The organism is Sanguibacter sp. HDW7 (assembly GCF_011300875.1).
Taxonomy (GTDB): Bacteria; Actinomycetota; Actinomycetes; order Actinomycetales; family Cellulomonadaceae; genus Flavimobilis.
In genome coordinates this window covers 1,401,722-1,426,262 of the sequence record NZ_CP049862.1, presented here as the reverse complement: position 1 = coordinate 1,426,262, position 24,541 = coordinate 1,401,722, and the positions used below count along the sequence as shown (strand labels likewise).

The following is a 24,541-nucleotide window of genomic DNA, read 5'->3' as shown; positions in this document are numbered from 1 at the left end:
GCCGGGCGCCAAGACGCGGCCCGGCCACCGGGACAGTCTAGTGACCGCGGGCGGCCACGCGTGCGGCCGTCCGACGTCGCGGGAGCTCAGAGCGCCGCGATCCCCCACGTCACGGCGTGCGTCGCACCCGGCGCGAGGACGATGAGATCCGTGCCGTCGTTGAACGCGCCGGGCGGGCACGTCATGGGCTCGACCGCGAGGCCCACGCGGAAGTCCTCGGGTGCGAGGTCCGCGCCCGCAGGCGTGTGGACCTGGACCCACGGGCTCGCAGCGTCGAACGTCATGACGACGCCCGTCCCCTCGGTTGCGCGCACCTCGACACGAGCGATCCCGTCGGCGTCACGCGCGACATCCGTGAACGCGTGATCGATGAAGGTCTCGGCGAGCGTCCGCCCCGCGCGGAAGTCGAGCTCGCCGCCGCCATAGGCCGCAACGTCGCGCACCGCGACGGGCGAGAGCCGTTCGGGCGTCACCTCGAGCACCTGCGCGGCCGGCAGCGTGAGCGTCCAGCGCTCGAGCGTGCCCTCGCCCGCGACGAGGTACGGGTGCGGACCCGTGCCGTAGGGCGCGTCGCCGTCACCCGTGTTCGTCGTCGTGATCGTCCACGCAAGACCAGCGTCCGTGAGCGTGTACGTCGCACGCGTGACGACGCGCCACGGGTAGCCGGACTGCGGCGCGATCTCGGTCTCGAGCGTCACCGACGCCTCGGACCGCTCGACGAGCGTCCACACGGCCCACGCGGCAAGGCCGTGGAGCGCGTGCGAGCGCGCGGGCTCGGTGAGCGCCAGCTGGTGCGTGCGACCGTCGAACTCGTAGCGACCGTCCGTCACGCGGTTGGGCCACGGAGTGAGGACGGCACCACGGTAGTGCGGACGGACCCGGTCCTCGGCGAACGGGACGACGAGCGGCCGGCCCTCGTGCTCGAGGACCCTGAGCGTCGCGCCGACGTCGGCGACGACCGCGCGGTAGGGGCCGTGCTGAATCTCGAGCTGGTTGCCGGAGGCAGGAATGTTCACGTTCCCACGATAGGGCAACGCAGACCGCGACGGTCCCTCCGAGGTCCTAGCCACGCCGCGCGCGCTGCGCCCGAGCGCTGCCGTAGAGGCAGACGGTCGCCGCCATCGCGAGGTTGAGCGACTCGGCCCGCCCACGCAGCGGCGCACGCACGACATGGTCGGCGAGCGCGCGCTGCTCGTCCGTGAGGCCACGCGCCTCGTTGCCGAAGACCCACGCGGTCGGCGCCGCGAGGTCGGGGCGCCCGGCGGGCGCCGTGCCCGCGACGTCGAGAAGGTCGTCGAGATCGTGCTCGCCCGTGCCGTCCGCGGCGAGGACCTGCAGGCCCGCGGCGCGCAGCCTCACGACGACGTCCTCAAGAGCGCGCGCGTCGTCGCCCGCGACGACGGGGACGTGGAAGAGCGAGCCGGCCGTCGACCTCACGACCTTGGGGTTGTGCGGGTCGACGCTGCTGCCGGCAAGGACGACGCCGTCGCCCCCTGCGGCGTCGACGGCCCGGATGACCGTCCCGGCGTTGCCGGGGTCACGTGCCTCGACGAGCACCGCGACGAGCCGCGGCCCGCGCTCGAGCAGCGCGTCGAGCGAGGAGGGGCGAGGCTCGAGCACCGCGAGAACGCCCTGCGCGTCGGGGCTCATCGCCTCGAGGACCTCCGGCGTCCCCGTGCGCAGCCACAGACCGTCGCACGCGTCGACGATCTCTGCGTAGCGCTCTGCGGCAGCTTCCGTGAGGTAGACCTCGCGGACGTCGTCGCGCGCGTGGAGGACAGCCTCGCGGACGCCCTGGGGGCCCTCGACGAGGTAGCGCCCGGCCCGGGAACGCGCAGGACGCCCGGACAACGCCCGGATCCCTCGCACCCGCTCAGCGCGGGGGTTGGAGAGATCAGGCATCGTCCGGGCGTCCTTCAGATCAAGGGCTGCTCAGGGAGCAGGCTGCTCTCAGGCAGCGTCCTTGGGCGCGTTGATGTCGGCCGGGAGGGCCTTCTTCGCGACCTCGACGAGCACCTTGAAGGCGTTCGCGTCGGTGACGGCGAGGTCCGCGAGGACGCGACGGTCGACCTCGACACCCGCGGCCTTGAGGCCCTGGATGAAGCGGTTGTACGTCATGTCCTCGGCGCGGACCGCGGCGTTGATGCGCGTGATCCAGAGCTGACGGAAGTCGCCCTTGCGCTTCTTGCGGTCACGGTAGGCGTAGACGCCCGAGTGCGTGACCTGCTCCTTGGCCTTGCGGTACAGGCGCGAACGCTGACCACGGTAGCCGCTCGCCTGCTCGAGGACGGAACGACGCTTCTTCTGGGCGTTGACTGCCCGCTTCACGCGTGCCACGTGATGCTCCTTGTAGGTAGGGGGCTCACAAGCTCACCTCGGGGTGCTGACGCACCCCACGAGGGTCACTTGCCGAGCAGCTTCTTGATCTTGGGGGTGTCGGCGGCCGAGACGACCTGGTCGGTGCTCAGGCGGCGCGTGCGGCGGCTCGACTTGTGCTCGAGCAGGTGGCGCTTGTTGGCCTGCTCACGCATGACCTTGCCGGTACCGGTGATGCGGAACCGCTTCTTGGCACCGGAGTGCGTCTTGTTCTTCGGCATGGCTGCCGTTCTCCTCGTGGTCGGTCGCCCACCGGGTGGTGGGCGACGTGGGCGGGGCGGGACCGTTCGCGCTGGCCGTCGCCTCTGCGTCAGGACGTGCGGGTCACTCGCTCTTCTTCGGCCGCGGGGCGACCGGCTTCGGAGCGGGCTTGGGGGCGGCCGGGCGGGCCGTCGGCTTCGGCGTCGCGGCGGGCTTGGGAGCCGCAGCGGGCTTCGGGGCCGCAGCCGGCTTCGGAGCCGCTGCAGGCTTGGCCGCCGCAGGCTTCGGAGCCGCTGCAGGCTTGGCCGCCGCAGGCTTGGCCGTCGCAGGCTTCGGAGCCGCGGCCGCCTTGACCGGAGCGGCCTTCGGGGCCGCCGGCGCCGCGGCTGCGGGAGCCTCGACGACGGGCGCCTCGGCGACAGGGGCCTCGACGACCTCGGCCTCGGCCTCGAGGATCTCGGTCTCGACAAAGGTCTCCTCGCCGGAGACGTCGGCGGGCTGGTCGGGACGCGGCTCGCGACGACGACGGACCTCGCCCTTGACCTCGGACTTCTTCTTCGTCGGGCCGAGGACCATCGTCATGTTGCGACCGTCCTGCTTCGGCATCGACTCGACGAAGCCGAGCTCGGCGACGTCGTCGGCCAGACGCTGGAGCAGGCGCACGCCCATCTCCGGGCGCGACTGCTCGCGGCCACGGAACATGATCATGACCTTGACCTTGTCGCCGGCGGACAGGAAGCGCTCGACGTGGCCCTTCTTCGTGCCGTAGTCGTGCGGGTCGATCTTCAGGCGGAAGCGGATCTCCTTGAGGACGGTGTTGGCCTGGTTGCGCCGGGCCTCACGCGCCTTCATGTCCGCCTCGTACTTGAACTTCCCGTAGTCCATGAGCTTGCACACGGGGGGACGCGCGTCAGGCGCGACCTCGACCAGGTCGAGGTCAGCCTCCTGCGCAAGGCGCAGGGCGTCCTCCACGCGGACGATGCCCACCTGCTCGCCCTGGGGGCCGACCAGGCGGACCTCAGGGACGCGGATCCGCTCGTTGATGCGGGGCTCGCTGATGTGAGTCTCCTCAGATCTGTAAACTGTCGGGCCCGGGAACGGAGAAGGCCTCCGACCCGGGATGCAGGTGGAGGCCTCTGATTGTCCGACCGCGCACGCCACGAGGGCACGCACCCACCGCGAGGTGGCGTCGGACCTGACCCGTCTCCTGTCGGCGCGAGGCCAGTCGGTGATCGGGTGGGAGGGAGCTCCGCTTGCGTGCCGTGTCGATCAAGGATCTTCACGGCGGTCCAGCAGGAAACGATAGCACAGGACCCGCCCGACCTCCGAAGCCCGGCGGCGTGCGTTGCGCCACTCGCCCGACCCCCGGCGACGACACGCGCCGATGCAGTCTGGATCCGATCCTTTTTTGGACAGGTTCCAAAGAATGTGCAAGACTGCAGGTCATGACCACCGAGCACGATGTCCCGGACACGCAGGACGACGAGGCGCTGCTTCGCTCCGTCGGGCTCCGCGTCACCGCGCCCCGGCTCGCGACCCTCGCCGCCCTCGCCACCCAGCCCCACGCGAGCGCCGACCAGGTGGTCGCGAGCGTCCGCGCCCGCCTCGGCAGCGTCTCCGTGCAGGCCGTCTACGACGTGCTCCACGCGCTCGACGAGCGCGGCCTCGTCCAGCACATCGAGCCCGCCGGGCACCCCGCGCGCTACGAGCGCCGCCACGGCGACAACCACCACCACGTCGTGTGCCGCACGTGCGGCGCCGTCGCCGACGTCGACTGTGCGACCGGCCACGCCCCCTGCCTCATCCCCACGAACGACCACGGCTTCACGATCGACACCGCCGAGGTCCTCTACTGGGGCACCTGCCCGTCCTGCCGCGCCGCCGGCTGACACGAGCACGGGGCCGGCCCGTCCGCCCCGACCATCCGTACCTGTTCCGCACCACCACCACGAGGAGAACCCTGTGACCCAGCAGTTCACGACCCGCCAGAACGGCGCCCCCGTCGCGAGCGACCAGCACTCGCTCACGACCGGCCCCGACGGCGTCACCGCGCTCCACGACGCGTACCTCGTCGAGAAGCTCGCGTCGTTCAACCGCGAGCGCGTGCCGGAGCGCAACCCGCACGCCAAGGGTGGTGGCGCGTTCGGGCGCTTCGTCGTGACCGAGGACGTCTCGCGCTTTACGAAGGCCGCGGTGTTCCAGCCGGGCGCCGAGGTCGAGACCCTCCTGCGCTTCTCCTCCGTCGCGGGCGAGCAGGGCTCCCCCGACACGTGGCGCGACGTCCGTGGCTTCTCGCTGCGCTTCTACACGACCGAGGGCAACTACGACATCGTCGGCAACAACACCCCGGTGTTCTTCATCCGCGACGCGATCAAGTTCCCCGACTTCATCCACTCCCAGAAGCGCCTCGGCGCCTCGGGCCTGCGCGACGCCGACATGCAGTGGGACTTCTGGACCCTCTCCCCCGAGACGGCCCACCAGGTCACCTACCTCATGGGTGACCGCGGCCTGCCGCGCTCGTGGCGCCACATGAACGGCTACGGCTCGCACACGTTCTCGTGGGCGAACGCCGAGGGCGAGAAGTTCTGGGTCCAGTACCACTTCAAGTCCCGCCAGGGCGTCGAGGGAATGTCGAACGAGGAGGCCGAGCAGCTCGCCGGCTCCGACGCCGACTTCTACCGCCGCGACCTCTTCGAGGCCATCGAGCGTGGCGAGACCCCCGTGTGGGACCTCTTCGTCCAGGTCATGCCGTACGACGAGGGCAAGACGTACCGCTTCAACCCGTTCGACATCACGAAGACGTGGTCGCACGCCGACTACCCCCTCATCAAGGTCGGCGAGCTCACGCTCGACCGCAACCCGGTGAGCTTCTTCGCCGAGATCGAGCAGGCCGCGTTCTCGCCGTCGAACCTCGTGCCCGGCATCGGCATCTCGCCCGACAAGATGCTCATGGGCCGCGTCTTCGCCTACCCGGACGCGCAGCGCTACCGCATCGGCGCGAACTACAACCAGCTCCCCGTCAACCAGCCGCACGCCGCCGAGGTCGTGAACTTCCAGCACGAGGGCCAGATGCGCTACCACTACGCACCCGCCTCGATGCCGGTGACGGCGACGAACTCCCAGGGCGCCCCGGCGGCCGACGAGGCCCGCGCGGGCGAGGTCGCATGGCAGACGGACGGCGAGCTCGTGCGCGCCGCGCAGACGCTGCGCTCGGAGGACTCCGACTTCGGCCAGGCCGGCACGCTCTACCGCGACGTCTTCGACGCCGACGCCAAGGCGCGCTTCGTCGCGACCCTCACGGGCCAGGGCAAGGGCCTCACGGTCCCCGAGATCCGTGAGCGCTTCTTCTGGTACTGGGGTCAGGTCGACGCCGACCTCGGCGCGCAGCTCCGCGCCGCGGTCGAGGGCTGACGCCCCCGCCGTCCCTCCCGTTCCGCCCCGTCCCCAGCTCGTCCGGGGGCGGGGCGGTCCGCGTCCCGGGGCCGCCCCGCGGCATGTGCGTCGCACGGTGACGTATGCGGGATGATGGTCCTATGAGCGAGCACACGCACGACGACGTCACCCAGCAGGCGGTCCGCGACATCGCCGAGGTCAACGCGGTCGAGGTCATCACGACCGCCGCCGTCCACCTCATGAGCGCGGCCGCGGTCAAGCTCGGCCTCGCCGAGGGCGAGGAGCACCTCACGGACCTCGACGAGGCGCGCAAGCTCATCACGGCGCTCGCCGGCCTCGTCGTGACGTCGGCCCCCGACATCGGCAACCAGCACGCGCGCTCGCTGCGCGACGGCCTGCGCACGCTGCAGCTCGCGTTCCGCGAGGCGAGCGTCATCCCCGACGCGCCGGGCGAGGGCCCGGGCGAGAAGCTCACGGGCGCCGTCTCCTGACACCTGTCCCGCTGGGCACGCACCCCTGACGGCACGATGCCTGCCACCGCTCGGCGGTGGGAGGCATCGTCGCGTTCGGGTGGTGCGGCGCGGGCTCAGGCCTTGCCGACGCGGATCTCGAGGGAGTCGACGCGCTCGGAGATCACCGTGCTCGCGGCGAGCGCCTTGTTGATCCACGCGAGCACGCGGTCGAGGCCCGCGCGGTCGAGGCCCGCGTCGATGCCGAGGACGACGGCGACCTCGGCGGAGCGGCCCGGCTGGGCGTCGGCGCGGACGACGTGCTGCGCGGGCAGGCAGGCCGCGCGGACCGCCTCACGCACGGCGTCGTCGACGACGCCGTCGACGACGGCAGCCCGCCACTCCTTGCCCTGCGCGAGCGCCCACACCGCGGGCCGCGGCACGAGCACCGTCACGGGGCCGCCCGGGTCGACGACGAGGAGCGCCCAGTCCTCCTGGACGGCCGAGAGAGCAGCACGGTTCGCAAAGCCCGGAACCGGCCGCGCGTCGGCGCGCCATGCCGTCATCGTCGCGACCGAGGAGAACACGGGCAGCGCCCGGCGGCCGTCGGGCGCCTGGAGCGCGACGACGCCCGCGGACGCCTCCTTGTCGGCCTCCTGGCCGTGCTCGGACGTCACCCCGGCCTCGAGCTCGGCGAGCACAGGGACGAGCACCCGCGCGGAACCGAGGGCCGCGACGACGGCATGCATCGACGCCGACGACGGGTCGGCGCCGTACGCGTCGAGCGCCGCGGCGAGCGCCGGGTCGGCCGAGCCGTCGTCGCCCGCGAACGGGTTCGCGCGCAGCTCGCGACCACCCCACGGCACGCCGGCCGAGTCGGCGGGGCCGTCGGCCCCCTCGCGGACCGAGGCGACCTGCTCGGGCACGGCACGCTGGTGGCCGTGCGCGTCGGCGTCCCGGACGACACCGTCGCCGAGGTGCGCGGGCTGCCCCTGCACGTCGGCGTGCGCGTGACCGTCGTGGGCGTGGCCGTCGTGACCCACGGTCACGGCCTGCCCGCCACGTCGAGCGCCTCCGGAAGCGTGAACGCGCCGTCGTACAGCGCCTTGCCGACGATCGCCTGGTCGACGCCCGCGGGGACGAGCGCACGCAGCGCACGCAGGTCGTCGAGGCTCGAGATGCCGCCCGAGGCGACGACGGGCGCCGCCGCACGGCGCGCAACCTCGGCGAGCAGCTCGACGTTGGGGCCCTGGAGCATGCCGTCCTTCGTGACGTCCGTGACGACGTAGCGCGAGCAGCCGGCCGCGTCGAGGCGCGCGAGGACCTCCCAGAGGTCGCCGCCGTCCTCGGTCCAGCCGCGCGTCGCGACCGTCGTACCACGCACGTCGAGGCCGACGGCGACGCGGTCGCCGTGCTCGCCGAGCACGCGCGCCGTCCACTCGGGCTTCTCGATCGCGGCCGTGCCGAGGTTGACGCGCGCCGCGCCCGTGCTCAGCGCACGTTCGAGGGACTCGTCGTCGCGGATGCCGCCCGTGAGCTCGACCTGGATGTCGAGACGCCCGACGACCTCGCGCAGCAGGTCCGCGTTCGAGCCACGGCCGAACGCCGCGTCGAGGTCGACGAGGTGGAGCCACTCCGCGCCTCCGGCCTGCCACTCGAGCGCCGCCTCGAGCGGGTCGCCGTAGCTCTTCTCCGACCCGGCCACCCCCTGCGTGAGGCGGACGGCCTGACCGTCGACGACGTCGACGGCGGGAAGGAGGACGAGACGGTCGGACATGGGTTCTCCGTGGGTCGATCGGGTACGTGCGGCCGGGCGCCGGCTCAGCGCAGCGTGCCGAGCCAGTTGGTGAGCAGCTGGGCGCCGGCGTCGCCGGACTTCTCGGGGTGGAACTGCGTCGCCGCGAGCGGGCCGTTCTCGACGGCCGCCACGAAGCGGCCGCCGTGGTCCGACCACGTGACGAGCGGCGGATGGAAACGGGTGTCGGACGGTTCGTCCGTGCCGAGCGTGAAGGTCTGCGCCGCGTAGGAGTGGACGAAGTAGAAGCGCTCGTCCTCGATCCCCGCGAAGAGCCGCGAGCCCACGGGGGCGTCGACGGTGTTCCAGCCCATGTGCGGCACGACGGGCGCGTCGAGGCGTTCGACGACGCCTGGCCACTGCGCGAGGCCCTCGGCGTGCTCGCCGTGCTCGACGCCCTCGTCGAACATCACCTGCATGCCGACGCAGATGCCGAGGACGGGCAGGCCGCCCGCGAGCCGACGCTCGACGATCCAGTCGCCGCGCACGCCGCGCAGGCCCGCCATGACGGCCGAGAACGCGCCGACGCCGGGCACGACGAGGCCGTCGGCCGCCATCGCGGCGTCACGGTCCGCCGTGAGCTCGACCTGCGCCCCCACGCGCTCGAGCGCGCGCACGGCCGAGCGGACGTTGCCGAAGCCGTAGTCGAGGACGACGACGCTGGGTGCGGTCACTGGTCCTTCCGCATCTTCTTGGCGATCTTCTTGAGGGCACGCATCGCGCCGAGGCGCGACATCGACGTCGAGTCGGCGACACCCTGGAGGTCCGCGACCGTCTTCTCACCGAGGATGAGGTCCTCGAGGTCCTGCGGGGCCGAGTCGAGCAGCAGGCCGGCGGGGATGTCCGCGCCGCGCTCGCCGCCCTCCCACCGGGTCGCCGTGAGCTGCGAGCCCGCACGCGTCACGAGGACGACCTCGGAGCCCGCGAGGAGCGCCGAGACTGCCTGCGCCGCCTTGGACGGCGCCGTGCCACCGAGGTCGCGGAGCACCGCGATCGCGCCGATGCGGCTCGCCACGACGTCCGCAGCGACCTGCGCGAGCGCGCACACCGCGACGAGCGGCTCCGAGCCCGCGACCTGCGTGAGCAGGAGCGCGAGCGTCGGAGACTGCCCACCACCGAGCGCGTCGAGCCCCGAGAGGTCGTCGGGGATCTCGAACGAGATGTCGTCGGGAAGGTCGTCGGACATCAGAGCGCGCCCTTCGTCGACGGGATGCCGTCGACGCGCGGGTCGAGCGCGACCGCCGCACGCAGCGCGCGGGCGAGCGCCTTGAACTGCGCCTCGACGATGTGGTGCGGGTCGCGGCCCGAGAGCAGCGTGACGTGCAGGCAGATGTTCGCGTGGTGCGCGATCGACTCGAGGACGTGCCGCGTGAGCGAGCCCGTGAAGTGCCCGCCGATGAGGTGGTACTCCTGACCCGCAGGCTCGCCCTCGTGCACGAGGTACGGGCGGCCCGAGACGTCGACGACCGCGCGCGCGAGCGCCTCGTCGAGCGGGACGTGCGCGTCGCCGAAGCGCGCGATGCCGCGCTTGTCGCCGAGCGCGACCTTGAGCGCCTCGCCCAGGCAGATCGCCACGTCCTCGACCGTGTGGTGCGCGTCGATGTGCGTGTCACCCTCGGCGCGGACCGTGAGGTCGATGAGCGAGTGCTTGCCGAGCGCCGTGAGCATGTGGTCGTAGAACGGCACGCCCGTCGAGATCTCGGTGCGGCCCGTGCCGTCGAGGTCGATCTCGACGAGCACGCTCGACTCCGAGGTGGCGCGCTCGATGCGTGCGGTGCGCTTGGTCGCGGTCACAGTCCTGCTACCTCCACGAGGGCGTCCTTGAACGCCGTCATCTCCTCGCGCGTGCCGATCGACACGCGCAGCCAGCCGTCGGGACCAGTCTCCCGGATGAGGACACCCCGATCCAGCAGGCCCTGCCAGACGGCGTGCCTGTCGGGGAACGTCCCGAAGAGCACGAAGTTCGAGTCGGTCTCGGCGACGTCGAGCGGGCGCCCGCCGACGCTCTGCGCGCGCAGCCACGCGACGGTCGCGTCGCGCTCGTCGCGCAGCTCGGCGACCTTGCCGAGGAGCGAGGGCGCGTGCGCGAGCGCGGCACGTGCGACGGCCTGCGTCACGGCCGACAGGTGGTACGGCAGGCGGACGACGCGCAGCGCGTCGACGATCTCGGTGCGTGCCGCGAGGTAGCCGAGGCGCGCGCCCGCGAGCGCGAACGCCTTGGACATCGTGCGGCTCACCGCGAGGTTCGGGTACTCCGCGAGGAGCTCGAGCGCGCTCGGCACGCCGTCGCGACGGAACTCCGCGTAGGCCTCGTCGACGACGACGACCGCGGGGGCCCCGTCGACGTCGACCGCGAGCGCGGCGTCGAGCACGGCCCGGACCGTCGCGAGCGGCAGCGCCGTGCCCGTCGGGTTGTTGGGGCTCGTGAGGATGATGACGGACGGCTGCTCGGCGCGGACGAACTCGACCGCGTGGGCCGGGTCGAGCGTGAAGTCCGCCTCGCGGTGGCCCACGACGTAGCGCGAGTGCGTGTCGCGCGCGTACTCCGGGTACATCGAGTACGTCGGCGCGAACGAGACGACCGTGCGACCCGGGCCCGCGAAGGCCTGCAGGACGTGGAGCATGACCTCGTTCGAGCCGTTCGCGGCCCACAGCTGCTCGGCGACGAGCGGCACGCCGGACTCGACGCCGAGGTACGCGGCGAGGTCGCCGCGCAGCCCGAGGAAGTCACGGTCCGGGTACCGGTTGAGGGTCGTCGCCGCGTCCGCCACGGCGGCCGCGATGCTCGCGACGACCTCGGGGCCGGGCGCGTACGGGTTCTCGTTGACGTTGAGGAGCACGGGGACGTCGAGCTGCGGGGCGCCGTAGGGCACCTCGGCGGCGAGCTCGGGTCGGATCGGCAGCCTCAGGGCACGGTCGGGGGTCGTCACCCCGTGATCCTAGGTCGCAGACGTGGGACGACGGGACCTGATTCCACGCTCTGGGCCGCCCCGTCGCGCCCACCACATGCCGCCGGGACGCAGGGTCCGTCCACCGCGGGGCCGGGCCCGTCCACGGATGTCGGTCCCGGTCCGTAGGCTGGGAACCATGTCCGACGACCCGCAGACCACCGACGACGCCTCCCCCTCCGTGTCCCCCGCGCCCGACGGTTCTCGGTCCGACGGGTCCGTGGCCGACGGGACTGTGGCCGACGAGACTGTGGCCGACGGCGCGACGGCCGACGAGGGCCGCACCGAGCCGCGGCGCGGGACCCCCGGGCGCTGGGGCGTCGAGCCCGACTGGTCGCTCCTCGAGGGAAAGCCCCGTCGTCACGTCGAGGAGTCCGGGCCTGGCTGGGGCGCGAGCCGCCTCGACGCCCGGACGCTCGCCGACCGCGCCGGGGCCGACGAGCCCTCGTGGTCGAGCGGTTCCGCCCTCGCTCCCGACCCTGTCGCGGCCCCCGCCCCTGTCGAGGCGCAGGCTCCCGGTGCTGCCGTCGCCACGCCGACGCCAGCGGTCCATGATGCCCGCGCCACCGCACCCGCACCGGCCGCAGACGCCGCGGGAGCTGCGCCGTCCGCGGCGGTCGAGGCCCCCGCCCAGGCGGCGCCTGTCACTGCTCCCACCCAGGTGGCGCCCGACGGCGCGAGCACCGCTCGCGCCGTGCCGACCACCGACCCGACGATGTGGGACGACGACGGCATCCCGTTCGCCGAGCCGCCGGCCGACTGGGACGAGATGCCTCCCCCGCCCGAGGACGCCTGGGGCGGCGCACCGTCAGGCCGCGGCGGGCCGTCGACGAGCCCGGCTCCGCGCCAGGGGGCACGCCCCGACCACCACGGTGCTTCCTCTGCCACGCCCCGTGCTGCGGCTCGGACGTCGCGCCCGCAGCGCGCCGGGCTCGACGGGGCCGTCGGGCGCGAGGCCGCCGAGACCGTCCTGCGACGCCTCGTCGGACGCGAGGACGCCCGCCTGCGCGAGGACCAGTGGACCGCGATCGAGGCGCTCGTCGCCCACCAGCGTCGCGTCCTCGTCGTCCAGCGCACCGGCTGGGGCAAGTCCGCCGTCTACTTCGTCGCGACAGCGCTGCTGCGCGAGGCCGGCGAGGGCCCGACCGTCATCGTCTCCCCGCTCCTCGCGCTCATGCGCGACCAGGTCGCCGCCGCCGAGCGTGCCGGCATCCGCGCCGTGACGATCAACTCCTCGAACGTCACCGAGTGGGACGACATCCACGAGCAGATCGCGGCGGGCGAGGTCGACGTCCTCCTGTGCTCCCCCGAGCGGCTCAACAACCCCGACTTCCGCGACACCGTCCTGCCGCGGCTCGCGGCCGACGCGGGGCTCGTCGTCGTCGACGAGGCTCACTGCATCTCCGACTGGGGCCACGACTTCCGGCCCGACTACCGGCGCATCCGCGACCTCGTCGCGAACCTCCCCGTCGGCATCCCCGTGCTCGCGACGACCGCGACCGCGAACGAGCGCGTGACCCGCGACGTCGCCGAGCAGCTCGCCGTCCACGCGGGCGCCCCCGCGGGCGAGGACGTGCTCGTCCTGCGCGGCGCGCTCGACCGCGAGTCGCTCCACCTCGCGGTCCTGCCCGTCACCGACCAGCCGACCCGCGTCGCGTGGCTCATCGACGCGCTGCGAGCGATGCCCGGCTCAGGCATCGTCTACTGCCTCACGGTGTCTGCGGCCGAGCAGGTCGCCGAGCAGCTCCGCGGCGCAGGCCTCGAGGTCAGGGCGTACACGGGCCGCACCGACACCGCCGAGCGCGAGCAGCTCGAGGCCGACCTCAAGGCCGACCGCGTCAAGGCGCTCATCGCGACGAGCGCGCTCGGCATGGGCTTCGACAAGCCCGACCTCGGCTTCGTCATCCACCTCGGCGCCCCGAGCTCGCCCATCGCGTACTACCAGCAGGTCGGCCGTGCCGGGCGCGGCGTCGACCGCGCGACCGTCGTCCTCGTCCCGGGCGAGGAGGACCAGCGGATCTGGGAGTACTTCGGCTCGCTCGCCTTCCCCGCCGAGGAGCAGGTGCGCACCGTCATCGGCGCGCTCGAGCAGGGCGGCACCATGTCGCTGCCGCAGCTCGAGACGCACGTCGACCTCAAGCGCGCCCGACTCGAGACGATGCTCAAGGTCCTCGACGTCGACGGTGCCGTCCAGCGCGTGCGCGGCGGCTGGACCGCGACCGGGCAGCCGTGGCACTACGACACCGAGCGCTACCGGCGCGTCGACGAGGCACGGCTGCGCGAGCAGCGCGCCATGCTCGACTTCGAGCGCACCGAGGGCTGCCGTATGGCGTTCCTCCGCGCCCAGCTCGACGACCCCGAGCTCGAGGCCGGGTGGCGCTGCGGCCGCTGCGACCGTTGCGGCACCGTCACGCTGCCACCGCTGCCCGACCGTGCCGCGATCGGCGCGGCCCGCGAGCGCATGGACCGGCCCGGCATCGAGATCTCGGCCCGGCGCCAGTGGCCCAGCGGCATGACGAACCTCGGCGTCGACCTCGCAGGACGTCTCGCGGCCGACGAGCTCGCCGAGCCGGGGCGAGCCGTCGCACGCCTCGACGGCCTCGGCTGGTCGGCTCCCCTGCGCGAGCTCTTCGCCGCCACGACCCCCGACGGCGAGGTGCCGCGCGCCCTGCGGACCGCGGCCGCACGGGCGCTCGACGAGTGGCCCGGGGCCCGCACCGTCGACGGCATCGTCCTCGTCGCCTCCGCGACCCGGCCACAGCTCGTCGGGCACCTCGCGCACGGCCTCGGCCGCTACCTCGGCAAGCCCGTCGTCGGCGAGATCGCACCCGCCGCCGGCAGCGCGCCCGGACGGCACGACGTCAACTCGGCGCTGCGCCTCGCGGGCGTCGTCGAGCGGCTCCAGCCCCGCCTGAGCGACGCAGCCCTCGCGGGCCTGCCCGGCCGGTCGATCCTCCTCGTCGACGACTACACCGAGTCCGGCTGGACCCTCACCGTCGCGGCGCGACTGCTGCGCCGCGCCGGGGCGGCCTCGGTCCTGCCGTTCGTGCTCGCGCAGGCCTGACCACCGGCGGCACCTCCCGGCATGCGTACCGGGAGGTTTGCCACGCCCGTCGTCCACGTCGGTGTCGGTGCCACGCGCTACCGTCGGAGCATGCCTGCACCTGAGCTCGATGCCGCAGACGTCCGCCTCGCCGCGCTGCTGCGCGGCGTCAACGTGGGCGGCCGCAACATCCAGATGTACGAGCTGCGCGACACGGTCGGGGCCCTCGACGTCCGCAACGTCCGCACGGTGCTCGCGAGCGGCAACGTCCTCCTCGACGCGGCCGCGAGCGTTCCCGTCCCGGAGGTCCGGGCACGGCTCGAGCAGGCGATCGGCGAGCACTTCGAGTACGAGGCGCTCGTCGCCGTCGTGCCGCTCCCCCTCGTCGCCGAGATCGTCGAGGGCTCTCCCTGGCCCGACGACGACGCGTGGCACACGTACGTCGCGTTCTCGACCGAGCCCGGGCTCCTGCGCGAGGCGACGACGGTGACCGAGGAGCAGGTCGAGGCCGAAGCGGAGGCGGCCGCGGCCGCCGAGGACGCCGCCGAGGCCGCCGAGGCCGCGAAGGATGCCGCCGCCGGGGCCGGGACGGCAGCACGCGTCGCAGCGCTGCCCGGCGGCATCACCGAGCCCGGAGCTCCCGCACCGTCCGACGCCCCCGCCGGCACCCGCCTCGCCGAGGTCCGCGCACGCGCCTCGTCCCGCAGGACGCTCGCCGAGACGCTCGCCGCGAACGAGGCCGCGGCCGCACGCGTCACGGAGCTCCGCGAGCGCACGGGACGTACCGAGGTGTGCTCGGTCGTCGCCGCGAGCTTCCTCGTCGGCGGCGCCGAGCGCGACGAGGCGAACGGGGACCTTCTCGAGAGCTGGCAGCACCCGTCCGAGGACCTCGCCGCCCGGCTCGCGGAGATCGGGCTCGACGTGCTGTGGTGGCGCTGCCCCCGCGGCTCGTCCCTCACGACACCGCTCGCGAGGACCCTCGCCCGCTCACGCTTCTCCCGCACGACGACGCGCAACGTGCGCACGCTGCGCCGCTTCGCCTGACGCCGACTCACCTGACGTCGCGTCGCCTGTGACCGGCGTTGGGCGTCCGGCACCCCGTCGTGCGTCCGTGCCCCGCCCTACAACAGCGGCGCCGCGCACCGGAGCCAGCGGTCAGGCGTCCGCGACCTCGGGCGGCCACACGACCGTGAAGCGCTCGGCGAGGACGATGCTGTCGCCGCCGAACGGCACGCCCGTCCGCACGCTCATCCGCTCCCAGTAGGCGCGGTGGCCGGCTCGCCAGGTGGCGAGCGAACCGTCGCCCTCGCCCTCGGACCGCGCGAAGTCCTCGCCGACGTCGTCGAACGGGACGGCGTCGACCGCCGTCGTCCGCAGGATGCAGCGCGGCACGCCGGACCCGTCGCACATCACCCAGTGGTCACCCACCGCGGGTGCGATCTCGCCGACGTGCGTGACCTCGGCCTCGAGGGTCGCCGTACCGCGCTTGCGACCCTCGAGCACGAGGCCGAGCAGCTCGTCGGCGAGCGCCGGCCCGTCACCGAACACGTCGAACGCGACGGGCGCGGTGCCCGCGGGCACCGCGCCCGTCGCGACGTAGGCGTCCCACATGGCGTTGGCCGCGTCGAGGTCGACTGAAGGCTCGGTCATGACGACCACGCTACAGCGCGGCCCCTACGCCCGCGGCCCGCGCCGTCAGCGGCTGAAGCGGGCGCTGACCGCCTCGCCGTGTGCCGGGAGGTCCTCGGCGTTCGCGAACGTCACGATGCGGTCGGCGATCGCGCCGAGCGCGTCGCGCGAGTACTCGACGACCTGGACGGCGCGCACGAAGGAGTGCACGCCGAGGCCGCTCGAGTAGTGCGCGCAGCCACCGGTCGGCAGGACGTGGTTGGAGCCGGCCATGTAGTCGCCGAGCGGCACGGGTGAGAACGCGCCGACGAAGATCGCGCCCGCGCTCGTCACGCGGTCCGCGAGCGCGGCGGCGTCGGCCGTCTGGATCTCGAGGTGCTCGGCGCCGTACGCGTTGACGACGGCGAGGCCCTGCTCGACGTCGTCGACGAGGACCGTCGCCGACTGCGGGCCGCCGAGGGCGATCGCGACGCGCTCGGCGTGCTTGGTGGCCGCGGCGCGGCGGGCGATCGCGGCGTCGACGGCGTCGGCGAGCTCGACCGAGTCGGTGACGAGCACGGAGGCCGCCATGGGGTCGTGCTCCGCCTGGCTCAGCAGGTCGGCCGCGACGTGCTCGGCGTCGGCCGTCGCGTCGGCAAGGACCGCGATCTCGGTGGGTCCGGCCTCGGCGTCGATGCCGACGACACCGCGCACGACGCGCTTGGCCGCAGCGACGTAGACGTTGCCCGGCCCCGTGATGACGTCGACGGGCTCGGCGAGGATCTCGCCGTCCTGGGGCTCAGAACCCACCGCGCCGTACGCGAACATCGCGACGGCCTGGGCTCCGCCGACGGCGTAGACCTCGTCGACGCCGAGCAGCGCGCACGCGGCGAGGATCGTCGCGTTCGGCAGGCCGCGCTCGTCGGCCTGCGGCGGGCTGGCCACCGCGAGCGACGCGACGCCGGCCTCCTGTGCCGCGACGACGTTCATGATGACCGACGACGGGTAGACGGCGAGCCCGCCCGGCACGTAGAGGCCGACGCGCTGCACGGGGATCCACCTCTGGCGGACCGTCGCGCCGGGCGCGACCTCGACCGTGAAGTCGGCGGGGCGCTGCGCCGAGTGGACGGCGCGGACGCGCGTGATGGTCTCCTCGAGCGCCGAGCGCAGCTCGGGGTCGAGACCGTCGAGCGCACCAGCGATCTCGGACGCGGGGACCCGCAGGTGCTCGGGCCGCACGTGGTCGAGCTTCTCGGCATAGTCGCGCAGCGCGGCGGCGCCGCGCGTGCGGACGTCCTCGACGATCGGGGCGACGATGCGGCTCGCGTCCTCGACGCCCACCTCGGGGCGCGGGAGGACGGCGGAGAGCTCACGGGCGGACAGGGAGCGACCACGCAGGTCCAGACGGTTGATCACACCCCGAGGGTAGCCGCGCACCCGCACCCGGCGCAGGGACTTATCGCTGGGCGGACGTCCCGGCGGGCGTGACGCTCCTCGCGTCGACGCCGTGCTCGTCGAGCAGCGCGAGAAGCGTATCGTGACCGTCGGCGACGGTCCAGAGCACGGCCGCGAGCCCCGCGGCGCGGGCACCCTCGACGTTCTCCGCGGTGTCGTCGACGAGGAGCACGGACCCGGGCTCGACGCCGAGGCGCCGGACGACCTCGTCGAAGAACGCGCGCTCCGGCTTGGCCGCGCCGACGTCGCACGAGTAGTGGGACGAGTCGAGCAGTGCGTCGTAGCCGAAGGACTCACGCATCCATGCGGCACGCACCGGCTCCTGGTTCGAGCCGAGGTGGACCCCATAGCCGTTGCGTCGCAGCGCGTCGACCACCTCGAGCGACCCGGCGACGGGCAACGTGCGGCGCCACACGGCCACGTGGACCTCCTCGGCGTCCGCCGTGGCCCCGAGGTCGTCGAGCACCCGCGCGAGGCCTGCGAGGAAGTCCGTGCGACCCGCGTACGCGACGCGCTCGAGCAGGTCGACGCGCGCGAAGAACTCCTCGACGTCGTCACCCACGAACGCCTGGGCCCACGTTCCCCACTCGCGTGCGGGCACGTCCTGGAGCACGCCGTCGGCGTCGAGCAGGACGTGGGTGACCCGGGTCCCGCCGGTGTCCGGCATGAGCGGCCTCAGGCGTCGCGTGCGACGCGGGCGGACCTGCGCCCTGCCGGCGAGGACACCTCGACGACGTCGCCGGGGACGAGCTGCCGTCCACGGCGCGTGTCGACCTCGCCGTTGACCTTGACCTCGCCGTCGGTCACGAGGTCACGGGCCTCGGCGCCGGACTCGGCGAGGTCGGCGAGCTTGAGGAACTGGCCCAGGCGGATGGACTCGTCGCGGATCGTCACGTCGTGCATGCGCCTATTCTCGCAGCCGCTGCGGGCGCCCCACGACGATGCGACACGTCGGACGTCAGTGCGTCATGTACCCCGAGCCGAGCACCCGGTCCGGGCGCACGACGAGGACGACGCGCGAGGGGTTGGGGTCGAGCGACCGGTAGCGCACCGCGTAGCGGCGCACGGCCTCGGCGACGTCGGCCGCGTCGTCGGACACCGTTGCGGTGCCCTCGAACGTGAGCCAGCGTCCGCCGTCGACCTGGCACACGGCGACGCGCGCGACGCCGGCCGCCTCCGCAGCGGCGATGTTGCGTGCCTTGACGCTCGTCCGCTCGGTCGTGATGCGCACGAGCTGCGCGTCGGCGTCCCACGTGAACGCGACGGGCACGACGTGCGGCGTGCCGTCGGCTCGCAGCGTCGTGAGCGTCGCGAGGTGCCGCTCGGTGACGAAGACGGTCTGCTCGGGGGTGAGAGGACGCACGGGACGCTCCTGGGTCGGGTCGGACGGTCAGTGTTCGACGGATTGACGCTCTCCCCCGTTCGACGGGAGGAACGCGTCAATCCGTCGCGCGAGGGAGGACGGGGCCGCGGCGGGGCGCCGGACGGGTGACGGTCGACCGATCGTCAGCCGAGGCAGCTCGGGCCGAAGAGCACCTTGAGGTCGCCGAACAGCGCGGGCGTGCGGTCGACGCGGAAGCGGTCGGCCGCGCGCAGGAGCGTCGAGCGCCCCGGACGTGTCACACGGATGTGCACCTCGGAGGAGCCCGGGTGCGCCCGCAGGATGTCCCGGAGCTTCTCGATGTCGGCCTGGGTGCAGCGCGACTCGGGCACGATGACGCGCACGGGCGCCTCGGGCCCCGCCGTGAGGTCCGGCAGCGAGAGCTCCATCGCCTGGAGCGACATCGACTCGTCGCGCCGCCGCACCCGACCGCGCAGGACGACGATCTGGTCCTCGGCGAGCACCGTCGAGTACGCCGTGTACGTCTCGCCGAAGAACATCACTTCGATCGAGCCCTCGAGGTCCTCGATCGTCACGGCGGCCCACGGGTTGCCGTTCTTCGACATCTTGCGCTGGAGGCTCGTGATGAGGCCCGCGATGACGACGGTCGAGCCGTCGGGACGAGCCTCGTCGGCGAGGAGGTTCGCGACCGACGTCTCCGCGGCGCGCTCGAGCACGTGCTCGAGCCCCGAGAGCGGGTGGTCGGAGACGTAGAGGCCGAGCATGTCGCGCTCGAACGCGAGGAGCTGCTTCTTGTCCCAGTCGGGCAGGTCGGGCACCTCGACGGAGAAGCCCACGGCGTCGTCGTCGGCGCCGCCGAAGTCGGCGAAGAGGTCGAACTGCCCCTCGGCCTCCTTGCGCTTGACGCCGATGACGGCGTCGACGGCCTGCTCGTGCACCATGACGAGCGCGCGGCGCGTGTGGCCGAGCGAGTCGAACGCACCGCCCTTGATGAGCGACTCGATGGTCCGCTTGTTGCACACGACGGCCGGAACCTTGTCGAGGAAGTCGGTGAACGACGTGAAGTCGCCCTTCTCCTCGCGCGTGCGGACGATCGCGTCGACGACGTTCGCGCCGACGTTGCGGATCGCGGTGAGGCCGAAGCGGATGTCGGCGCCGACGGCCGTGAAGTTCGCGGCCGACGAGTTGACGTCGGGGGGCAGCACCGTGATGCCCATGTGGCGGCACTCGCCGAGGTAGAGCGCGGACTTGTCCTTGTCGTCCTTGACGGACGTGAGGAGCCCGGCCATGTACTCGCCCGGGTAGTGCGCCTTGAGGTACGCCGTCCAGTAGGAGACGAGCCCGTAGGCCGCCGTGTGCGCCTTGTTGAAGGCGTAGTCGGCGAACGACTCGAGGACGTTCCACAGGGCGTGCTGCGCGTCCTTCGAGTAGCCGTGCGTCGTCATGCCGCCGAAGAAGTCGGCCTGCTGCTTGTCGAGCTCGGACTTCTTCTTCTTGCCCATCGCGCGGCGCAGGACGTCTGCCTGTCCGAGCGAGAACCCCGCGACCTTCTGGGCCGCGGCCATGACCTGCTCCTGGTACACGATGAGGCCGTAGGTGCCGTCGAGGATCTCGCCGAGCGGCTCCGCGAGCTCGGGGTGGATCGGCGTGATCTCCTGGAGCCCGTTCTTGCGCAGCGCGTAGTTCGTGTGCGAGTTCACGCCCATGGGGCCAGGGCGGTAGAGGGCCAGGACGGCGGAGATGTCCTCGAAGTTGTCAGGCTTCATGAGCCGCAGGAGCGAGCGCATGGGGCCGCCGTCGAGCTGGAAGACGCCGAGCGTGTCGCCGCGCGCCAGGAGCTCGTAGCTGCCGACGTCGTCGAGCGCGAGGTCCTCGAGGACGAGCGGCTCCTTGCCGTTCATGACGATGTTCTCGAGCGCGTCGTCGAGGATCGTGAGGTTGCGCAGCCCGAGGAAGTCCATCTTGATGAGGCCGAGGCCCTCGGACGTCGGGTAGTCGAACTGCGTGATGATCGCGCCGTCCTGGGGCCGACGCATGATGGGGATGATGTCGATGAGCGGGTGGCTCGACATGATGACGCCGGCCGCGTGGACGCCCCACTGGCGCTTGAGCCCCTCGATGCCTCGTGCGAGCTCGACGACGCGCTGCGCGTCCGGGTCGGCGGCGTGCAGGGCGCGGAACTCCGAGGCCTCGGCGTAGCGCTTGTGCTCGGGGTCGAAGATCCCCGAGAGCGGGATGTCCTTGCCCATGACGGCGGGCGGCATAGCCTTCGTGAGCTTCTCGCCCATCGCGAAGGGGAAGCCGAGCAGGCGCGAGGAGTCCTTGAGGGCCTGCTTCGCCTTGATCGTGCCGTACGTGACGATCTGTGCGACGTGGTCCTCGCCGTACTTGTCGGTGACATAGCGGATGACCTCGGTGCGCCGACGCTCGTCGAAGTCGACGTCGAAGTCAGGCATCGAGACACGCTCGGGGTTGAGGAAGCGCTCGAAGATGAGGCCGTGCTCGAGCGGGTCGAGGTCCGTGATGCGCATCGCGTACGCGGCCATCGAGCCCGCACCGGAGCCACGGCCGGGCCCGACGCGGATGCCCTGGGACTTGGCCCAGTTGATGAAGTCGGCGACGACGAGGAAGTACCCCGGGAAGCCCATCTGGATGATGACGTCGGTCTCGTACTTCGCCTGCGCGCGCGAGGCCTCCGGGACGCCGTTCGGGTAGCGCGCCGCGAGGCCCGTCTCGACCTCCTTGACGAACCAGCTCGTCTCGTCCTCCCCCGCCGGGACGGGGAAGGTCGGCATGTAGTTGGCGCTCGTGTCGAAGGACACCTCGCACTGCTCGGCGACGAGCAGCGTGTTGTCGCAGGCCTCGGGGTGGTCCTTGAAGAGCCGCCGCATCTCGGCGGGCGTCTTGACGTAGTAGCCCGTGCCTTGGAACGCGAAGCGGTTGCCGCCCTGCTCGTACGTCGGCTCCGTGAGCGCCGAGCCCGAGTTGATCGCGAGGAGTGCCTCCTGGCTCGCCGCGTCCTCCTCGCGCACGTAGTGGAGGTCGTTCGTCGCGAGCAGCGGCGCCCCGATCGCCTTCGAGAGCTCGAGCAGCTGGGACTTCACGCGCGTCTCGATGTCGAGCCCGTGGTCCATGAGCTCGACGTAGAAGTACTCCTTGCCGAAGAGGTCCTGGAGCTCGCCCGCGACCCGCACGGCCTCGTCGTACTGGCCGAGGCGCAGGCGCGTCTGGATCTCCCCCGACGGGCAGCCGGTCGAGGCGATCATGCCCGCCGAGTAGCGCTCGAGCAGGTCGCGGTCCATGCGCGGCCACTTGCCCATCTGGCCCTCGAGCGACGCGAGCGACGACGCCCGGAAGAGGTTGTGCAGGCCCTCGTTGTTGCGCGCCCACATCGTCATGTGGGTGTAGGCGCCGCGTGCCGAGACGTCGTCGGACTCCTGGCCCTGGTCGCCGAAGCGCACGCGGGTCTGGTCGAAGCGGCTCGTGCCGGGCGTCACGTAGGCCTCGACGCCGAGGATCGGCTTGATACCGGCGCTCGTGGCCTGGCGCCAGAAGTCGAAGGCGCCGAAGAGGTAGCCGTGGTCGGTCGTCGCGATGGCCGTCTGGCCCTGCCGCGCGACCTCCGCCATGAGGTCTCCGACGCGCGCCGCACCGTCGAGCATCGAGTACTCGGTGTGGACGTGGAGATGGACGAAGTCCTCAGCGGTGCTCGGCATGCCCTCGAGTCTAGGGCGAGCCACGGACGCCCGAGGCCGCCCCGGTCGCGTCAGCGCACGAGGTCGACGAACGCGTCCTGGTGCTCGATCCCCGCGTCGAGGTAGAAGTCGCCGACGACCATGTAGCCGAGCGACTCGTAGAACCCGAAGGCCTGACGCTGCGCCGAGAGCACCGACCTCACGCGACCGTCGACCGCGTGGTCGTCGAGCGCGACGGCGTGCGCCGCGAGCATGAGCAGACGCCCGACGCCCGTCCCGCGGGCCACGGCCCGCACAGCGACACGACCGACGTGGATCTCGCCGGGGTGCTCGGGGTCCGCGAGCACACGCGCAGTGCCGAGGACGTCGCCGTCCGCGCCGAGCGCCATGAGGTGCGTCGTCGTCGGAGCGTCGTCGAGCGCGTCGATCTCCTCGGCGAGCGGCACCTGCTGCTCCTCGACGAAGACCTCGAGCCGCACCGCGAGGCAGTCCGGGCGCCGCGTCGCGTCGTCAAGACGGACGACGGTCACGGGACCCTCGACGAGGACGACGCGCGTGCCGTCGGCGCTCACCGGTAGCCCTCGGCGACGACGTCGAGCGCGTGCGCGAGGTCCGTCGGATACTCCGACGTCACCTCGATCCAACGTCCGTCGGACGGGTGCGCGAAGCCGAGGCGCATCGCGTGCAGCCACTGCCGCGTGAGCCCCGTGCGCTCCGCGAGCCGCGGGTCCGCGCCGTACATCGTGTCGCCCACGCACGGGTGACGCAGCGTCGAGAAGTGGACCCGGATCTGGTGCGTCCGGCCCGTCTCGAGGTGCACCTCGACGAGGCTCGCCGACGGGAACATCTCGAGCACCTCGTAGTGCGTCACGGACGGCTTGCCGTCGGCGACGACCGCGAACCTCCAGTCCGAGGAGGGGTGCCGGCCGATGGGCGCGTCGATCGTGCCGACCGACGGGTCCGGGTAGCCCTGGACGAGCGCGTGGTAGACCTTCTCGACCGTGCGCTCCTTGAACGCGCGCTTGAGCACCGTGTACGCGTGCTCGCTCTTCGCGACGACCATGAGGCCGCTCGTGCCTGCGTCGAGACGGTGGACGATGCCCTGGCGCTCGGAGGCGCCCGACGTCGAGATCCGGTAGCCCGCCGCAGCGAGTGCGCCGACGACGGTCGGCCCGGTCCAGCCGGGCGACCCGTGCGCCGCGACACCGACGGGCTTGTCGATGACGACGACGTCGTCGTCGTCATAGCGGATGATCATGCCGGGAACGGGCTGCGGAGGCTCCTCGACCCGGGCGTTCGGGTCGGGCAGCTCGACCTCGAGCCACGAGCCGGGCGTGAGGCGGTCGGACTTGCCGACCGTCCGCCCGTCGAGCTGGACCCCCCCGGCCTCCGCGATCTCCGCGGCGCGCGAGCGCGAGAGCCCGAGCAACCGGGCGAGGCCCGCGTCGACGCGCTCGCCCGCGAGGCCGTCCGGCACGGGCAGGGTGCGGGAGGTCACGGGCGCTCGTCCTCGACGGCGGCGGGCGCGTCGGCGACCGGCTCGTCGGAGGCATGCTCGTCGGAGGCATGCTCGTCGGAGACGGGCTCTTCCGTGTCGGCAATGCCGTCGGCGGCCGCCCCGTCCGCGACCGCCCCGTCCTCGACCGTCGTGTCGACGACCGCGGCACCGTCCGCCTCCGCCGCACGCTCGTCCCCGAACGGCACGCCGCGGAACGACAGCCACACGACGACGACGGCCGCGCCGACGATCGCGATGTCCGCGACGTTCCCGACGAAGAAGCCCGCGTAGTTGATGAAGTCGACGACGTGCCCGTGGCCGAAGCCGGGCTCACGCGCGAGCCGGTCGATCAGGTTGCCGACCGCGCCGCCGAGGATGAGCGCGAGCGCGAACGCCCACGAACGCGACGTGATGCGTCGGGACCCCAGGACGATGACGACCGTGACGCCCACCGCGAGGAGGGTGAGCACCCACGTGAAGCCCTCACCCATCGAGAGCGCCGCACCCGGGTTGAAGACGAGCTTCCACCCGAGCAGCTCCGCGAGGAACCAGTCCGTCGTGGCGCCCGGGTCGAGGCGAGCGAGCGCAAGCTGCTTGGTCGCCTGGTCGAGCCCCACGACGACGAGCGCGCCGAGGAGGATCGGCCACAGCAGACTGCGTGGGCGGGCAGGTGCCGCAGCACCCTCGGGCGTCGTGACCCCGGCAGAGGGCGTGGTGTCGTCAGTCATGGCCGCACCA

The 24,541-nt window shown here is 72.8% G+C and carries 25 protein-coding genes; 5 read left to right on the top strand and 20 right to left on the bottom strand.

The window, feature by feature from the left end; all coding sequences use genetic code 11:
* Positions 1-86: 86 nt before the first annotated feature.
* From G7063_RS06660 to infC, 5 genes are all read right to left on the bottom strand, one after another.
* A complete protein-coding gene (locus tag G7063_RS06660) occupies positions 87-1,016 on the bottom strand; it encodes an aldose 1-epimerase family protein (RefSeq protein WP_240916217.1) in 930 nt (309 codons plus the stop codon).
* Between the two features lie 46 nt (positions 1,017-1,062).
* Positions 1,063-1,902, bottom strand: a complete 840-nt coding sequence (locus G7063_RS06655) for an RNA methyltransferase (RefSeq protein ID WP_166413695.1) — start codon at positions 1,900-1,902, stop codon at positions 1,063-1,065.
* A 48-nt stretch (positions 1,903-1,950) separates the two neighbouring features.
* Positions 1,951-2,337: a 50S ribosomal protein L20 gene (gene rplT / locus G7063_RS06650; RefSeq protein ID WP_166413694.1), complete on the bottom strand. Its 387-nt coding sequence runs from the start codon at positions 2,335-2,337 to the stop codon at positions 1,951-1,953.
* Between the two features lie 65 nt (positions 2,338-2,402).
* The gene (gene rpmI, locus G7063_RS06645) at positions 2,403-2,597 is read right to left on the bottom strand and encodes a 50S ribosomal protein L35 (protein WP_166413693.1); all 195 of its coding nucleotides are present in this window, start codon (positions 2,595-2,597) and stop codon (positions 2,403-2,405) included.
* A gap of 103 nt (positions 2,598-2,700) precedes the next feature.
* Entirely contained in the window at positions 2,701-3,738 is a 1,038-nt protein-coding gene (infC, locus tag G7063_RS06640; protein ID WP_370520744.1) for a translation initiation factor IF-3, read from the bottom strand.
* Positions 3,739-4,022: 284 nt separating this feature from the next.
* On the opposite strand from infC, the gene G7063_RS06635 reads away from it, so the two are divergent.
* The 3 genes from G7063_RS06635 (at position 4,023) to G7063_RS06625 (ending at position 6,461) form a co-directional block, all read left to right on the top strand.
* Positions 4,023-4,466 carry a Fur family transcriptional regulator gene (locus G7063_RS06635; protein ID WP_166413692.1) on the top strand — a complete coding sequence of 148 codons (444 nt, stop codon included), beginning with the start codon at positions 4,023-4,025 and terminating at the stop codon, positions 4,464-4,466.
* A gap of 73 nt (positions 4,467-4,539) precedes the next feature.
* Positions 4,540-5,988, top strand: coding sequence for a catalase (locus G7063_RS06630; protein WP_166413691.1), 1,449 nt, complete (start codon positions 4,540-4,542; stop codon positions 5,986-5,988).
* Between the two features lie 122 nt (positions 5,989-6,110).
* Positions 6,111-6,461, top strand: a complete 351-nt coding sequence (locus G7063_RS06625) for a DUF1844 domain-containing protein (protein WP_206188225.1) — start codon at positions 6,111-6,113, stop codon at positions 6,459-6,461.
* Positions 6,462-6,556: 95 nt separating this feature from the next.
* Here G7063_RS06625 and G7063_RS06620 read toward each other — a convergent pair whose 3' ends face one another.
* Genes G7063_RS06620 through G7063_RS06595 form a run of 6 tightly spaced genes read right to left on the bottom strand, consistent with a single transcriptional unit; the run spans position 6,557 to position 11,144 of the window.
* Positions 6,557-7,468: an SseB family protein gene (locus G7063_RS06620; RefSeq protein ID WP_370520737.1), complete on the bottom strand. Its 912-nt coding sequence runs from the start codon at positions 7,466-7,468 to the stop codon at positions 6,557-6,559.
* Complete coding sequence (priA, locus tag G7063_RS06615) at positions 7,465-8,196, bottom strand: bifunctional 1-(5-phosphoribosyl)-5-((5-phosphoribosylamino)methylideneamino)imidazole-4-carboxamide isomerase/phosphoribosylanthranilate isomerase PriA (protein WP_166413689.1); 732 nt, start codon at positions 8,194-8,196, stop codon at positions 7,465-7,467. The genes G7063_RS06620 and priA overlap by 4 nt, the downstream gene beginning before the upstream one ends.
* Positions 8,197-8,240: 44 nt before the next feature.
* Positions 8,241-8,888 carry an imidazole glycerol phosphate synthase subunit HisH gene (gene hisH, locus G7063_RS06610; protein ID WP_166413688.1) on the bottom strand — a complete coding sequence of 216 codons (648 nt, stop codon included), beginning with the start codon at positions 8,886-8,888 and terminating at the stop codon, positions 8,241-8,243.
* Entirely contained in the window at positions 8,885-9,400 is a 516-nt protein-coding gene (locus G7063_RS06605; protein ID WP_166413687.1) for a hypothetical protein, read from the bottom strand. Before G7063_RS06605 ends, hisH begins: the two co-directional genes overlap by 4 nt.
* The gene (gene hisB, locus G7063_RS06600) at positions 9,400-10,008 is read right to left on the bottom strand and encodes an imidazoleglycerol-phosphate dehydratase HisB (RefSeq protein WP_166413686.1); all 609 of its coding nucleotides are present in this window, start codon (positions 10,006-10,008) and stop codon (positions 9,400-9,402) included. The genes G7063_RS06605 and hisB overlap by 1 nt, the downstream gene beginning before the upstream one ends.
* Positions 10,005-11,144, bottom strand: coding sequence for a histidinol-phosphate transaminase (locus tag G7063_RS06595; RefSeq protein ID WP_166413685.1), 1,140 nt, complete (start codon positions 11,142-11,144; stop codon positions 10,005-10,007). The genes hisB and G7063_RS06595 overlap by 4 nt, the downstream gene beginning before the upstream one ends.
* A 787-nt stretch (positions 11,145-11,931) precedes the next feature.
* On the opposite strand from G7063_RS06595, the gene G7063_RS06590 reads away from it, so the two are divergent.
* Positions 11,932-14,226 (top strand): RecQ family ATP-dependent DNA helicase, encoded by a 2,295-nt coding sequence (locus G7063_RS06590; protein ID WP_206188252.1) that lies wholly within the window; start codon positions 11,932-11,934, stop codon positions 14,224-14,226.
* 90 nt (positions 14,227-14,316) lie between these two features.
* Entirely contained in the window at positions 14,317-15,249 is a 933-nt protein-coding gene (locus G7063_RS06585) for a DUF1697 domain-containing protein (protein WP_166413684.1), read from the top strand.
* Positions 15,250-15,360: 111 nt separating this feature from the next.
* Here G7063_RS06585 and G7063_RS06580 read toward each other — a convergent pair whose 3' ends face one another.
* From G7063_RS06580 to lspA, 9 genes are all read right to left on the bottom strand, one after another.
* Entirely contained in the window at positions 15,361-15,855 is a 495-nt protein-coding gene (locus G7063_RS06580) for an ASCH domain-containing protein (RefSeq protein WP_166413683.1), read from the bottom strand.
* Positions 15,856-15,900: 45 nt separating this feature from the next.
* On the bottom strand, positions 15,901-17,229 hold the full coding sequence (gene hisD, locus G7063_RS06575) for a histidinol dehydrogenase (protein ID WP_166413682.1): 1,329 nt from the start codon (positions 17,227-17,229) through the stop codon (positions 15,901-15,903).
* A gap of 40 nt (positions 17,230-17,269) precedes the next feature.
* The gene (locus G7063_RS06570) at positions 17,270-17,935 is read right to left on the bottom strand and encodes an HAD family hydrolase (protein WP_166413681.1); all 666 of its coding nucleotides are present in this window, start codon (positions 17,933-17,935) and stop codon (positions 17,270-17,272) included.
* Between the two features lie 8 nt (positions 17,936-17,943).
* Positions 17,944-18,171, bottom strand: a complete 228-nt coding sequence (locus G7063_RS06565) for an RNA-binding S4 domain-containing protein (protein WP_166413680.1) — start codon at positions 18,169-18,171, stop codon at positions 17,944-17,946.
* A 55-nt stretch (positions 18,172-18,226) separates the two neighbouring features.
* Complete coding sequence (locus G7063_RS06560) at positions 18,227-18,631, bottom strand: pyridoxamine 5'-phosphate oxidase family protein (RefSeq protein ID WP_166413679.1); 405 nt, start codon at positions 18,629-18,631, stop codon at positions 18,227-18,229.
* 143 nt (positions 18,632-18,774) lie between these two features.
* Positions 18,775-22,326 carry a DNA polymerase III subunit alpha gene (dnaE, locus tag G7063_RS06555; RefSeq protein ID WP_166413678.1) on the bottom strand — a complete coding sequence of 1,184 codons (3,552 nt, stop codon included), beginning with the start codon at positions 22,324-22,326 and terminating at the stop codon, positions 18,775-18,777.
* Positions 22,327-22,376: 50 nt separating this feature from the next.
* The gene (locus G7063_RS06550) at positions 22,377-22,877 is read right to left on the bottom strand and encodes a GNAT family N-acetyltransferase (RefSeq protein ID WP_240916216.1); all 501 of its coding nucleotides are present in this window, start codon (positions 22,875-22,877) and stop codon (positions 22,377-22,379) included.
* A complete protein-coding gene (locus tag G7063_RS06545; RefSeq protein ID WP_166413677.1) occupies positions 22,874-23,803 on the bottom strand; it encodes an RluA family pseudouridine synthase in 930 nt (309 codons plus the stop codon). The genes G7063_RS06550 and G7063_RS06545 overlap by 4 nt, the downstream gene beginning before the upstream one ends.
* Positions 23,800-24,531, bottom strand: a complete 732-nt coding sequence (gene lspA / locus G7063_RS06540; RefSeq protein WP_166413676.1) for a signal peptidase II — start codon at positions 24,529-24,531, stop codon at positions 23,800-23,802. The genes G7063_RS06545 and lspA overlap by 4 nt, the downstream gene beginning before the upstream one ends.
* Positions 24,532-24,541: the final 10 nt, after the last annotated feature.

Coding starts and splice junctions, on each gene's coding strand:
- G7063_RS06590 (WP_206188252.1), top strand. CDS start 11,932: ATGCCTCCCCCGCCCGAGGACGCCTGGGGCGGCGCACCGTCAGGCCGC.
- dnaE (WP_166413678.1), bottom strand. CDS start 22,326: ATGCCGAGCACCGCTGAGGACTTCGTCCATCTCCACGTCCACACCGAG.
- G7063_RS06605 (WP_166413687.1), bottom strand. CDS start 9,400: ATGTCCGACGACCTTCCCGACGACATCTCGTTCGAGATCCCCGACGAC.
- priA (WP_166413689.1), bottom strand. CDS start 8,196: ATGTCCGACCGTCTCGTCCTCCTTCCCGCCGTCGACGTCGTCGACGGT.
- rpmI (WP_166413693.1), bottom strand. CDS start 2,597: ATGCCGAAGAACAAGACGCACTCCGGTGCCAAGAAGCGGTTCCGCATC.
- G7063_RS06655 (WP_166413695.1), bottom strand. CDS start 1,902: ATGCCTGATCTCTCCAACCCCCGCGCTGAGCGGGTGCGAGGGATCCGG.
- G7063_RS06580 (WP_166413683.1), bottom strand. CDS start 15,855: ATGACCGAGCCTTCAGTCGACCTCGACGCGGCCAACGCCATGTGGGAC.
- G7063_RS06625 (WP_206188225.1), top strand. CDS start 6,111: ATGAGCGAGCACACGCACGACGACGTCACCCAGCAGGCGGTCCGCGAC.
- lspA (WP_166413676.1), bottom strand. CDS start 24,531: ATGACTGACGACACCACGCCCTCTGCCGGGGTCACGACGCCCGAGGGT.
- G7063_RS06570 (WP_166413681.1), bottom strand. CDS start 17,935: ATGCCGGACACCGGCGGGACCCGGGTCACCCACGTCCTGCTCGACGCC.
- G7063_RS06565 (WP_166413680.1), bottom strand. CDS start 18,171: ATGCACGACGTGACGATCCGCGACGAGTCCATCCGCCTGGGCCAGTTC.
- G7063_RS06635 (WP_166413692.1), top strand. CDS start 4,023: ATGACCACCGAGCACGATGTCCCGGACACGCAGGACGACGAGGCGCTG.
- G7063_RS06585 (WP_166413684.1), top strand. CDS start 14,317: ATGCCTGCACCTGAGCTCGATGCCGCAGACGTCCGCCTCGCCGCGCTG.